Raw genomic sequence first — 12,070 nt, forward strand, 5'->3', positions numbered from 1 at the left:
GGTTCCAGGTGGATGTATGAGTGTGCATTCTATAGAGTCTGGTGGCGGCTGAGCGACCAGTTTGATGGAAAACCGTGAGGCTCTACCCGTTGGGGTGGAGATCAGCAAGCGCTGGCGAGGTCAGGGTTCTGGCGGAGCCGTATGGCCGCGCGCTGCTGGGAGATGCCAAGGTGAGTATCAAAGTGAGTGCCAAGCAGGGTGGACGAGCTTGGACGCCCCTGGAGACTGGGGGACAGGCATCTCGGCGTGTGAGGGATGCGGCGTGTGGTCTCTAGCCGGTGTGGCCGGTTCGAGTCCAATCGCGGGAGCGAGGCGGGGTTCCCTGCTCGTCGAGCTTTGCTCGCCTTCGCCGGGGCCCGTCGTGCCAGCCGGGGGGCGACCCCCCGGAACCCCCCGGTGGTGAGCTTCGCTCCCCGGCTCCCGGTTGCGGCTTTCGATCCTGTTCACGCTGCCGCTGGTTGCGGCATTTCAAGCACGTTCAGGTGTGCCGATAGTTTTCCCTTCCTTCTCGGAGATACCCAGCCCACGTCGCCATTCCACCTCGGATTCGGTGGGGCGTTCTCAGCGCAGGGAGGCGGCCAGGGCGAGGAGTTCCGCCGGGTCGCTGCGGGGGCTGATGAGTAGGTCGGTTGCGCCTGCGTCGGCGAAGCGGCGCAGTTCGCGGGTGATCGTTCTCTCGTCTCCGGCTATGACGGTCTCGTGGACGCCGGAGAGGCCCTGGCGGTCGAGGATCGCGCGGTAGGCGGGGAAGTCTGCCGCGGCGCCCAGTTGGTTCGCCAGGTCGCGGCGGACGGCGTCCGGGTCGTTGGTGAGAGCTGCTATGACGCCTGCCAGCACTCGGGGTGCGGGGCGGCCTGCGGCCTCGGCGGCCTTGGTGATGGACGGGCCGATGTGGTCGGCGATCGCGTCGGCGCCCACCCAGGTCGTCACGGTGCCGTCGGCCAGTTCGCCCGCGATCCGCAGCATGGCCGGGCCCAGCGCTGACACCAGCACCGGCGGCGGGGTCGCGCCCGGGGCGTCCAGCTTGCCCACTGCGGTCAAAGTCTCGCCGTGGTAGTCGACTTCCTCGCCGCGCAGCAGAGGGCGCAGGGCCGACAGGTACTCGCGGACGTGTCGCCCAGGGCGGTCGTAGGCGATGCCGTGCGATCCCTCGATGACCTGGGGGTGGCTCGGGCCGATGCCGAGGGTGAAGCGGCCGCCCGTCATGGCCTGCGCGGTGAGTGCCTGGCTCGCCAGGGCGAGGGGGTGGCGCGGGTAGGTCGGGACGATCGCCGTGCCCACCTCGATGCCGGGGACCTCGCGGCCGGCGACCGCGGCGGTCATGGGGGCGTCCCAGGAGCCCGCGTGGCCGAAGAAGACGCTGTCGAGACCGGCGTCGCGGGCTTGGCGGACCTGTGTCACGAGGTCGTCCAAGGGGGCCGTTCCGGCGATGGTGAACAGTCCGATGCGCATGAGTCGCTCCCAAGATGAATCGGATCTTCCGGTTCTGGTTGTGCAGGATAACCTGAATCTGTTGTTCCGGTTAACCGTGGGGAGTGGACGATGCGGGCCGACGCGAAGCGCAACCGCGAGCGGATCGTTTCCTGCGCTCTCGGGCTGTTCGTCGAGCGGGGGCCCGGCGTCAGCATGGAGGAGATCGCGCGGGCGGCGGATCTCGGCGTGGGCACCCTTTACCGGCATTTCCCGGACCGGCGGGCTCTCGTCGAGGAGATCGCGACCGGTTCGCTCCGGTGCCTTGGAGTGGAGATACGGCGGCTTCGCGCGCAGGAGCTTCCGCGCTGGGAGGTACTGACCCGGGTCGTCGCTTTCTGTGCTGGTCAGCCGTTCGCTCTCATCAAGGCCGTCGCGGATGGCGATTCGATGCCGGAGGAGAGGATCGCCTTGCAGGACGAGGTCGACGGCCTCCTCCGGGACCTCATGCGGGAGGTGCAGGAGGAGGGCGCGATGCGCGATGACATCAGCCCGGTGGAGGCCGTCGAGATCCTCAGTACCGCCGTCTGCCGTCCCGGCGCCCAGGAGGACGACGCCGTCACTCGCGTGATGCTGGACGGTCTCAGGGCGAAGGCCTGAGCCCGCAGGTCAGCGAGCGCGGGGGATGTAGGCCAGGCCGTGCGCGCCGGGCTCGCCCCGCTTGGCGATGTCGAGCCGGTTGAGCCGCTTCATCGACTCCAGGTCGATGATGTCGACCGTCGAGGACGTGACGCAGGCGACGTATCCGAGCGCGCCGTCCGGTGAGGAGGTGATCGTGAGCGGGAACAGGCCGATCTCCGCCTGGCCGAGCCGGTCGCCGGAGACGGCGGAGAACACCGTCAGCCGGCCGGGGGCGTGGCTGCCCAGAGGGCTCCCGGGTTCGGCGGCCATCCGCAGCTCCCCCGCCAGCACCTTGCCGGTCGACGTGACGTGGACGGGGAACACGACGTTTTCGACGGGAAGGACCTCGGTCACCGCGGCGGTCTTGGCGTCGATGACCCGGATGCCGGGGGAGGGCGGCTCGGCGCCCGTGGCGAACGATCCGTAGGGCGCGGCGACGAACACCCGCGTCCCGTCCGGTGACACGGCCAGTCCCTCGCTGCCGGGGACTTCGACCTTGGCGGTGAGCGTCCCCTTCTCCAGGTCGACGACCGAGACGAACGGCGCCTCCTTGTTGGTGGCGTATCCCGTCGTCCCGTCCGGGCTGATGACGAACCAGTGCGGGCCCGGGGCCTCGGTGTCGATCCGCCCGATCGGGCGCCGTGTGGCGGTGTCGACGACCACCACGCCGCCGGGCCTCTCGTCGGATCCCTCGACGCTCGCGTAGAGGAGCCCGCGCTCGGCGTCCAGGGCGAGGCCGTGCGGCGCGTGTTCCGGCGACAGGTCGACGACCTCGACGATCCGCCGCGTGTCGGGGTCGATGGCGGTGAGCTCGCTGCGCCTGCCGGAGTTCGCGTGGTAGTAGCCCGAGCGGTAGGTGCTGGCGCACCACAGGAGCCGCCGGCGGGCGTCGAAGCACAGCTCGTGAGGTTCGGCGAGGACGTCGACGTCGCCGATGTGAGTGTCGTCGGCGGCGTCGAAGAAGGAGACGGTGGCGCTGCTCTGGCTCACCACCGCCAGCAGGTCGCCTTCCCTGCCTGCGCGGACGGACTGCGTCATGGTCGCTCCAGTGTTCGTATCGTGCGGACGCTTGGAGTCTTGGCCACCACCGACATGTCGCACAATGCAAAGATGGGCAACGGATAGTTTCGCCGAACGCAATTCGATGAGGGGTGCCATGGACCTCAACCTGCTGACGACCCTGGACGCCCTCCTCCAGGAGAACAGCGTCACCCGTGCGGCCGAGCGCCTCGGCACCTCTCCGGCCGCCGTCAGCCGCGCCCTCGGACGGCTGCGCCGCACCACCGGCGACCCGCTCCTGGTCCGCGCCGGGCAGCAGATGGTCCCCACTCCCCGCGCGGTGCTCCTGCGGGAGGAGGTCCGCTCGCTCCTCGAACACGCCGATGCCGTCCTCGCCCCGGTGCCCGGGCCCGGCCTTCCCGACCTGGACCGGACGTTCACCGCCCAGGTCAGCGACCTCCTGCTGGCCAATCTGGCCGCGCCGCTGACCGAACGCGTCCGCGCCCAGGCGCCCCGGGCCGTACTGGTCTTCCTCCCGGAGTCGATCGAGGGGACGCCCGCCCTGCGCCAGGGCACGGTCGACCTCGAACTCGGCGTCCTCGACCATCTGGACCCCGAGACCCGCACCGAGGCCCTGACCTCGGTCCCCCTGGTCGCCGTCGCCCGAGCCGACCACCCCCTGTTCGACGGCCCCGTCGACGCCCGCCGGTTCGCCGCCGCCGACCACATCGGCATCTCCCGGCAGGGCAAGCGCCACGGGCCCATCGACGCCGCGCTCGCCCGGCAGGGGCTGCGCCGCCGGGTCGCGGCCGTCGTACCCAGCCATACCGCCGCCCTGCTGATGGCCCGCACCGGCGACCTGGTCTGCCTCACCCTCGACGGATGGCTCCCCGAGGCCCTCGCCGCCCTCGGACTGCGCACCTTCCCGATCCCCGTCGCGACCCCGCCCATCGAGATCGGCATGGCCTGGCACCCGCGCCACTCCTCCGACCGGGGCCACCAGTGGTTCCGTGACCAGGTCCGCACCACCGTCCGCCAGAACTCGCCCGCAGGTCGGTGAAGCCGGGGCGCGCCGGGCCGGGTGGATCTTGGTGGTTCCATGCGGGCGGGTGGTCGTTTCGGGGGTGATGATCGGGTAGGTGGGGGGCGACGTGCCTTGCGGAGGGGGGCTGGGGCGGCATGCTCGCGCTGGTTCTCGCTTATGCCGTCGTCGCGGTGGCGGTGCCCTGGGTGCTCGGGCGCCGTCGGCGCGTGATGGCGTGCGTCGCCGCGGTCCTTCCGGCGGTGACGGCCGGGTGGGCCGCCTCGCAGGTCGGGCGGGCCGCGCTCACGGCGCGGCTGGACTGGGCGCCGGAGCTCGGGCTGGTGTTCGACTTCCGGCTGGACGCGCTGTCCATCGTGATGCTGCTGCTGATCGGCGGGGTGGGCGCCGTCGTCCTGTGCTACGCGGGCTGGTACTTCGAGCGTCCCGAACGGCTGATGATCGGGACGCTCGTCGCGTTCGCGGGGGCGATGACGGGGCTGGTGCTGGCCGACAACCTGCTCGTCCTGTACGTGTTCTGGGAGCTGACCACGGTCAGCTCGTTCGTGCTCATCGGCGCGACGCGGCCGGAGCGGGCGGCGGACAGGCGGGCGGCCGCGCAGGCGCTGCTGACGACGACCGCGTTCGGGCTGGTCATGCTCGCCGGGTTCGTGCTGCTCGGGCAGACCGCCGGGACGTACCGGATCTCGGCGATGGCGGCCGATCCGCCGAGCGGTTCGCCGGCGACGGCCGGGGTGGTGCTGGTGCTGCTCGGAGCGTTCGCCAAGTCTGCGCAGGTGCCGCTGCACGCGTGGCTTCCCGCCGCGATGGTGGCGCCCACGCCGGTCAGTGCCTATCTGCACGCCGCGGCCATGGTGAAGGCCGGTGTCTACCTGGTGGCGCGGCTGGCGCCGGCGTTCGGCGACGCCGCCGTGTGGCGCCCGCTGGTGGTGGGGGTCGGGTTGCTGAGCCTGTTGACGGGCGGGGTGCTCGCTCTGCGGCAGCATGACCTGAAACGGCTGCTCGCGTACGGGACGGTGAGCCAGCTCGGCCTGCTGATGGTCCTGCTGGGCGACGGGACGCGGACCGCGGCGTTGGCCGGCACCGCGTTGCTGCTGGCCCACGGGCTGTTCAAGGCGCCGCTGTTCCTGACGGTCGGGACGGTGGAGCACGAGACGGGGACGCGCCGCGCCGATCGGCTCTCGGGAGCCTGGCGGCGGCTGCCGGTCCTGGCGGTCACGGCGACGGCGGCGACGGCGTCGATGATCGGTCTGCCGCCGTTCCTGGGGTTCGTGGCGAAAGAGGCGGCCATGGAGGCGTTCGCCCATGGCGGTTGGGATGTGGCCGTCCTCGCCGGTGTCGTGGCGGGGTCCGCGCTGACCGTGGCCTATGGCGTGCGGTTCCTGGTCGGTGCGTTCGGCGGCCGGGCCGAGGTCACGCCCGGGGGGCACTGGGGTCTGGTGGGGCCCGTCGTGGTCCTCGCCGTGGCCGGATTCGCCTTGGGTGTTGCTCCCGGGGTGATGCAGAAGCTCGCCGGGCCCTATGCGGACACGCTGCCGAGTGACGGTGAGTACAAGCTCGCCCTCTGGCACGGCCTCGGGCCGGCGCTGTGGCTCTCCGTGGTCGCGCTCGTGGTGGGCGCCGTGGTGTTCGTCCTGTTCGGACGGACGTTCCCCGTCAGGCGGGCGCGGTGGCGGCTCCTCGACGCGCAGCGCGACTACGACGGGACGGTCGAGGGGATCCTCGCCGGGGCGCACGCGGTCACCACGCGCGTGCAGATCGGTTCGCTGCCCGTCTACCTCGGTGTGATCGGGGCGATGGCGCTGGTAGTACCCGGGTCGGCGCTGGTGGCGGCCCTGGTCCGGGGGACGGGCCCGGAGATCCCGGTGGACCGGCTGCGGGCGTGGGACGACCCCGCGCAGGTCGTCCTCGCCGTGGTCGTGATCGGCTGCGCGCTCGCGGCGCTGCGGGCCCGCCGCAGGCTGACGGCCGCGCTGCTGCTCGCCGGGACGGGCTACGGGGTCGGCGGGCTGTTCGTGGTGCAGGGCGGTCCCGATCTCGCGCTGACGCTCTTCGTCGTGGAGACGCTGTCGCTGATCATGCTGGTGCTGGTGCTGCGGCGGCTGCCGGTCCGGTACCCGGAGAGGCGCCGCACGGGGCCGGCGAGGGCGGTCGCCGGGACGGTCAGCGTGTGCCTGGGCGGGTTCGTCGCGCTGTTCCTGGTGGTGGCGGCGCTGAGCCGCGACTCCCGTCCGGTCGGTGCCGGGTACGCGCGGCTCGCCGCCGAGGAGGGGGCCAAGAACGTCGTGAACGCGATCCTCGTCGAGATGCGGGCGCTCGACACGCTCGGCGAGATCACGATGCTGGGCGTCGCGGCGATGGGCGTGGTCGGGCTGGTGACCAGCGGGCGGCGGCTGCCGAGCCCGTCCGGCGGCGAGCGCGGGCCCGGGGAGGCGGGGAGCCGCTGGCTGGCGGCGCCGGGGCGCCCGCCGCTGGGCGGATCGTCGGTAGTGCTGGAGGCCGCGGCGCGGTTCCTCGGCCCGACGATCCTGGTGTTCTCCCTCTACCTGCTCGTCGCGGGGCACGGCCACCCGGGGGGCGGGTTCGTGGGCGGGCTCGTGGCGGGCATGGCGTTCGTGCTGCGCTACCTGCCGGGCGGCCGGCGGGAGCTGGCGACCGCGCTGCCGGTGCGGCCGAGTGTCCTGATCGGCGGCGGCCTCGGGCTCGCGGTCGCCACGGGCGCGGCCGGCTGGACGGCCGGCGGGTTCCCGCACGGGGAGTTCCTCCAGGGGGAGGTCTGGCACGCGTCGCCGCCCGTCCTGGGCGAGGTCCACGTCCCGACCAGCCTGTTCTTCGACATCGGGGTGTATCTGGTGGTCCTCGGGCTGGTCCTGACGATCCTCACCACGCTCGGGGCGAGCCTGGAGGACGAACCGGACGAGGAGGAGGCGGTGTGACCGGGCCCGCGCTCGTCCTCGTGCTGACCGTCGCGGTGCTCTTCGCGGCGGGGTTCGACCTGCTGATGCAGCGGTCGCTGATCCGCGTCGTGGTGGGCTTCATGCTGCTCGGGCACGGCGCCAACCTCGTCCTGCTGCTGGCGGGCGGGGCCGCGGGGGCGCCGCCGCTGCTCGGCGGGGAGTCGCGGCTGGCGATGGCCGACCCGCTGCCGCAGGCCATGGCGCTCACCGCCATCGTGATCACGTTCGGGGTCACGGCGTTCCTGCTGGCGCTGGCCTACCGCAGCCGGCGGCTGCTCGGCGAGGACGAGGTGCAGGACGACGTCGAGGACCGCCGGATCTGCGCCGAGCGCCGCCGCGGGTCCTGGGACGCCCCGCCGGAGCGGCACGACCCGCTGGAGGAGGACGAGTGAACGTCCTGCTTCCGCTGCCGTTCGCGCTGCCGCTGCTCGGCGCGGCCCTCGCGATGATCAGCCGTCGCCGCCGGTTCTGGCTGCGGGTCCTCGCGCCGCTGGTCGGGGCCGGGGCGGTGGCGGCCTGCGTGGCGGTACTGGTCGCCGTGGCACGGGAGGGGGTGGTCGCAGTGCGGGTCGGGGGGTGGGCGGCCCCGTTCGGGATCACGCTGGTCGCCGACCGGCTGTCGGCGCTGCTGCTCGTGGTGTCCAGCACCGTGCTGCTGGCGATCATGCTGCACGCGGTGGCGGAGGGCGCGGGCGCGCTGGAGCGGCGCAGCGAGCCGGGCGTCTTCCATCCCGCGTACCTGGCGCTGACGGCCGGGGTCGGCCTCGTGTTCCTCGCCGGTGACCTGTTCAACCTGTTCGTCGCGTTCGAGGTGATGCTCGCGTCGAGCTACGTGCTCATGACCCTCCAGCCGACGGCCGAGCGCCTCCGGGCGAGCATGACCTACACGGTCGTCAGCCTCACGTCCTCGATCATGTTCCTCACCGCGCTCGGCCTGACCTACGCGGCGGCCGGGACGGTGAACCTCGCCGACCTGTCCGAGCGCGTCCCGGCCCTGCCGGCGGGCACCCGGACGGCGCTCGGGCTGCTGTTCCTCGTGGTGTTCGGGATCAAGGGCGCGATCGTGCCGATGCACCTGTGGCTGCCCGACGCCTACCCCGCCGCCCTCACCAAGGTCACCGCCGTGTTCGCCGCGCTGCTGACCAAGGCCGCGGTCTACGCGCTCATCCGCGTCGAGACGCTGGTGTTCCCCCGCGAGCACGGGTCGTGGGTGATGCTCGTCCTCGCCGCCGGGACGATGGTCGTCGGCACCCTCGGCGCGCTGGCGAACGACGACATCCACCGGGTGTTCTCCTTCACCCTCGTCGGCCACATCGGCTACATGCTCTTCGGGCTCGCGCTGTTCAGCGTCGCCGGGCTCACCGGGGCGATCCTCTACCTCGTCCACCACATCGTCGTGCAGGCGACGCTGTTCCTGGTCAGCGACCTGATCCAGGCCCGCACGGGGGAGACGTCGCTGCACCGGCTCGGCGGCCTCGCGCGCCTGTCGGCCCTCATCGCCGTGCTGTTCTTCATCCCCGCGATGAGCGTGAGCGGCGTGCCGCCGACGTCCGGGTTCGTCGCGAAGCTCGCCCTGTTCCAGGCGGGTCTCGGGTCGGGACGGCCGCTGGCGTACGCCGTCACGGGCGTCGCGGTGCTCGCGAGCCTCCTCACGCTCATGGCGATGGCGCGGATCTGGGCGCTCGGGTTCTGGCGGCCCCGCCCGGCCGAGGCGGGGGAGCCGCCCTCCTCCGAGCCCTACACGCGGGGCGGGGTGCGGGTCATGCAGGCCGTGACCGCCGTGATGGTCGCGGGCGGGCTCCTCATCGCCGTGTTCGCCGGGCCGCTGTCGTCCTGGAGCGCGCGCGCCGCGGCCGACCTGGTGGAGCCGTCGGCCTACCGGCGGGCCGTGCTGGACGGGAGGACGCCGTGAGGACCACGGTTCGCAGGATCGGCGCCCGGCTGGGCATGGCGGCGTGGCTCCTCGCGGTCTGGGTGGTGCTGTGGGGCCGGGTCGACGCCCTCATCGTCGCGGGCGGCGTCGTCGCCGTGGTCATCGCCTACGCGGTGAGCAGGCTCCCCGCGGTCCCGCTCGTCACCAGGATCCGGCCGCTGCGCCTCGCCGAGGCCGCCGCGGAGCTCGCGTGGGACCTGCTGGCGTCGAGCGTGGTCATCGGCTGGCACGCGCTGCGCGCCCCGCGCCGGGTCCGGGGCGCCGTCATCGAGGTGAGCGCCCGGACGCGCTCGGAGCTCGTCCTGCTCGTGGTCACGACGAGCATCTCCCTGCGCCCCGGCACCCTGCTCGTCGACCTCGACTGGGAGCGGTCGATCCTGCGCATCCACGGCATGCCGGTCCGCGACCGCCGGGAGGCCGACGCCGCGCGGGACGGCGTGCTGCGCACGGAGCGCAGGCTGATGCGGGCCCTCGTGACACCCGAGGACACAGCGGAGGAAGGACAGGGATGACCGCCGTCTACACCGTCACCATGGTCCTGCTCGGCGCGGCGATCCTGATGACCGCCGCGCGGCTCGTCCGCGGCCCGACGTCCTTCGACCGGATCATGGCCGTGGACGTCCTCGCGGTCCTGCTGGTCAGCGGGATCGCGGTGCACTCGGCCGTCCGGGGCGAGCCCGCGCTGTCGACGATCCTGGTGGCCGTCGTGCTGCTGGGGTTCGTCGGGTCGGTCACCGCCGCCCGCCTCGCGGCGCGACGGGAGGACGGCTCGTGACCGCCGGCGACGTCGTCACCGCCGTCCTGCTCCCCGCGGGCGCCGCGTTCTGCGCGGTGGGCGCGCTCGGCGTGCTGCGGTTCCCTGACCTGCTCACCCGGCTGCACGCCGCGACGAAGCCGCAGACGATCGGGCTCCTGCTCGTCCTCGCGGGCGCCGCGCCCCAGGCGCGCTCCGTCGCGGCCGCCGCCCCGCTGCTCTTGGTCGCGGTCGTCCAGTTGCTCACCGCGCCCGTCGCCGCGCAGACCATCGGCGCCGCCGCCTACCGCGCCGGCGCCCTCGACCGGTCCGCCCTCACCCTCGACGACACCGACACCGACACCGGCCGCGGCCCCTGACCCGGCTCACTCCTCGGTGGCGGGGCTGCCGCCGGCGACGACCTCGGCGAGCAGGTCCTCCTCGGTGGCGCCGCGCCGCCAGTAGCCGGTGAAGGTGACGGCGCGGCGGTCCAGCCCGCGCTCGTTCACCAGGTGCCGGCGCAGCGCCTTCACCACGGCGGACTCGCCCGCGATCCACGCGTACGCGCCGTCCGGGATCGCCGCCGCGCGCACGGCGTCCAGCAGGCCGCCGGGGGAGACCCAGTCGATCCGCGCCTCTGCCGCGGTCGGCAGGTCCTGGCGGTCGCCGGGCTCGGGTACGTCGATCCAGACCTGCGCGGACGTCCCGGCGGGCAGCCAGGCGAGACTGCCGGCGATGGCGGGCAGCGCGGTCAGGTCGCCCGCGATCACGACCGGCGCGCCGGGCGGCGGCCGGAAGTCGTAGCCGCCGTTGTCGGGGCCGGTCGGGCCGAGGACGGCGACGCGGTCGCCCGCGCTCGCCGCCGCGGCCCAGCGGGCGGCCGGGCCGGACGCGCCGTCCATGTGCAGCGCGAAGTCGACGTCCAGTTCGCCGGGGCGCTTGGCGCGGACGGTGTAGGACCGCATGACGCCGCGCACGGCCGGGTCCAGCGCCCGCCAGTCGGCGAACCACGTGTCGCCGCCGCTGCCGCGCGGCATGACGGGGGCGTCCTGGTGCGGGTGCGGCAGGAAGATCTTGAACCGCTGGTCGCGGCCGCCGGTGACGAAGCCGTCCACGGACTCGCCGCCGAAGGTGATGCGGACCATGGACGGGCCGAGCCGCTCGGACCGCAGGACGTGCAGGTCGAAGAAGGCGTACGGGTGCGCCGGGGTCTTCGCCATGGCGGCCTCAGCCCGTCTTCTTCGCCGACTGGAGGGACGCGGCGAGCGCTTCGAGGATGGGCGCACAGCCCTCGTAGGAGAAGCGGGGCTCGGGCTGCCACGCGATGACCTGGCCCGCCTTCACCGCGGGCAGGTCCTTCCAGGACGGCTTGGAGCCGAGGTCCTTCGGCTGGAGCGCCTGCGTGCGGGAGTCGAGCATGATGACGTCGGCCTTGTACTTGTCGGCGTTCTCCCAGCTCAGATTCTCGAAGTAGCCCTCCTTGCTCAGCTTGTCCGGCTCGATCAGGTCGAGGCCGAGCTCCTTGAAGTAGATGAGGTCGGTGTTCTTGGCCGGGCTGGAGGCGTAGAAGAGGTCGGGGCTCGCGGACGCCGCCAGCACCTTCAGGCCCGGCTTGGCCTTGATCGCCGCGCGCAGCGCCTCGACGGCCTTGTCGAAGCGCGCCTTGGCGGCGGTGACCTTCGCCGACTTCAGGTCGGCGCCGAGGGCGGCGGCGAGGGCGGCGGTCCGCTCGATCGGCTTCGGCAGCGCGACGGCGCCGGCGGAGATGGCGACCGAGCCCGCCAGCGCGAAGATCTTGTCCTTGCTCTCGGCCGGCACGTAGAACAGCTCGCCCGGCAGGAACATGTTGTCGACGAGCAGGTCGGGGCGAAGCGCGGCGTACTTCTCGATGTTGAACTCGCCGTAGGCGTTGCCGATGATCTCCAGGCGGTCGACCGGCAGGTTCCCGGCCTGCGGGTCGGGCTTGCCGTCCTTGAGCTTGGTCGGGCCGAACACGCCGACGATCTGGCGGTCCACGCCGAAGTCGTAGAGGGCGGCGGCGGTGCCGACGTAGCCGACGACCCGCTGCGGGCGCGCCTTCAGCCGGACCTCGGTGCCGCGGTCGTCGGTGAACGTCCAGGCGCCGCCCGGCGAGGCCGTGCCGCTCGCGTCGCCGCCGCTTCCGCACGCGCTGATGAGCGCCCCGAGGGCGAGGGCGCCGCCCGCGCCGAGCAGGCCGCGGCGGGTGAGGTGCTGTGCCCCGATGTTCGACATGTCCTGCTTTCTCCCAAATCAAGTTGCCTGACCGGATGGTCGGCGGATGGGAGCTTAGGTTA

General features: G+C 72.9%; 12 protein-coding genes. 8 read left to right on the forward strand and 4 right to left on the reverse strand.

Annotated elements, in window-relative coordinates; translation table 11 throughout:
* Positions 1-561 precede the first annotated feature (561 nt).
* Positions 562-1,452 (reverse strand): LLM class F420-dependent oxidoreductase, encoded by an 891-nt coding sequence (locus AB0C84_RS10235; protein WP_361063592.1) that lies wholly within the window; start codon positions 1,450-1,452, stop codon positions 562-564.
* Positions 1,453-1,542: 90 nt separating this feature from the next.
* Here AB0C84_RS10235 and AB0C84_RS10240 point away from each other — a divergent pair, with 90 nt between their 5' ends.
* The gene (locus tag AB0C84_RS10240) at positions 1,543-2,070 is read left to right on the forward strand and encodes a helix-turn-helix domain-containing protein (protein WP_361063595.1); all 528 of its coding nucleotides are present in this window, start codon (positions 1,543-1,545) and stop codon (positions 2,068-2,070) included.
* 9 nt (positions 2,071-2,079) lie between these two features.
* Here the strand turns inward: AB0C84_RS10240 and AB0C84_RS10245 are convergent, their stop codons facing one another.
* Positions 2,080-3,129 carry a YncE family protein gene (locus AB0C84_RS10245; RefSeq protein WP_361063599.1) on the reverse strand — a complete coding sequence of 350 codons (1,050 nt, stop codon included), beginning with the start codon at positions 3,127-3,129 and terminating at the stop codon, positions 2,080-2,082.
* A 118-nt stretch (positions 3,130-3,247) separates the two neighbouring features.
* Here AB0C84_RS10245 and AB0C84_RS10250 point away from each other — a divergent pair, with 118 nt between their 5' ends.
* The 7 genes from AB0C84_RS10250 to mnhG all read left to right on the forward strand — a co-directional run bounded on the left by AB0C84_RS10250 (position 3,248) and on the right by mnhG (position 10,135).
* A complete protein-coding gene (locus AB0C84_RS10250) occupies positions 3,248-4,150 on the forward strand; it encodes a LysR family transcriptional regulator (protein ID WP_361063602.1) in 903 nt (300 codons plus the stop codon).
* Positions 4,151-4,269: 119 nt separating this feature from the next.
* Entirely contained in the window at positions 4,270-7,068 is a 2,799-nt protein-coding gene (locus tag AB0C84_RS10255) for a Na+/H+ antiporter subunit A (RefSeq protein WP_361063605.1), read from the forward strand.
* The gene (locus AB0C84_RS10260) at positions 7,065-7,481 is read left to right on the forward strand and encodes a Na(+)/H(+) antiporter subunit C (RefSeq protein ID WP_361063608.1); all 417 of its coding nucleotides are present in this window, start codon (positions 7,065-7,067) and stop codon (positions 7,479-7,481) included. The genes AB0C84_RS10255 and AB0C84_RS10260 overlap by 4 nt, the downstream gene beginning before the upstream one ends.
* Entirely contained in the window at positions 7,478-9,001 is a 1,524-nt protein-coding gene (locus AB0C84_RS10265) for a Na+/H+ antiporter subunit D (protein WP_361063611.1), read from the forward strand. The genes AB0C84_RS10260 and AB0C84_RS10265 overlap by 4 nt, the downstream gene beginning before the upstream one ends.
* Positions 8,998-9,534 carry a Na+/H+ antiporter subunit E gene (locus AB0C84_RS10270; RefSeq protein WP_361063614.1) on the forward strand — a complete coding sequence of 179 codons (537 nt, stop codon included), beginning with the start codon at positions 8,998-9,000 and terminating at the stop codon, positions 9,532-9,534. Before AB0C84_RS10265 ends, AB0C84_RS10270 begins: the two co-directional genes overlap by 4 nt.
* Entirely contained in the window at positions 9,531-9,797 is a 267-nt protein-coding gene (locus AB0C84_RS10275; RefSeq protein ID WP_179843053.1) for a monovalent cation/H+ antiporter complex subunit F, read from the forward strand. Before AB0C84_RS10270 ends, AB0C84_RS10275 begins: the two co-directional genes overlap by 4 nt.
* Positions 9,794-10,135 (forward strand): monovalent cation/H(+) antiporter subunit G, encoded by a 342-nt coding sequence (gene mnhG, locus AB0C84_RS10280; RefSeq protein ID WP_361063618.1) that lies wholly within the window; start codon positions 9,794-9,796, stop codon positions 10,133-10,135. Before AB0C84_RS10275 ends, mnhG begins: the two co-directional genes overlap by 4 nt.
* A 6-nt stretch (positions 10,136-10,141) precedes the next feature.
* Here the strand turns inward: mnhG and AB0C84_RS10285 are convergent, their stop codons facing one another.
* Positions 10,142-10,975: a siderophore-interacting protein gene (locus AB0C84_RS10285; protein WP_361063621.1), complete on the reverse strand. Its 834-nt coding sequence runs from the start codon at positions 10,973-10,975 to the stop codon at positions 10,142-10,144.
* 7 nt (positions 10,976-10,982) lie between these two features.
* Positions 10,983-12,008, reverse strand: coding sequence for an ABC transporter substrate-binding protein (locus AB0C84_RS10290; protein WP_361063624.1), 1,026 nt, complete (start codon positions 12,006-12,008; stop codon positions 10,983-10,985).
* Between the last annotated feature and the right edge of the window lie 62 nt (positions 12,009-12,070).

This window comes from Actinomadura sp. NPDC048955 (genome assembly GCF_040649435.1).
Classification (GTDB): Bacteria; Actinomycetota; Actinomycetes; order Streptosporangiales; family Streptosporangiaceae; genus Spirillospora; species Spirillospora luteofluorescens.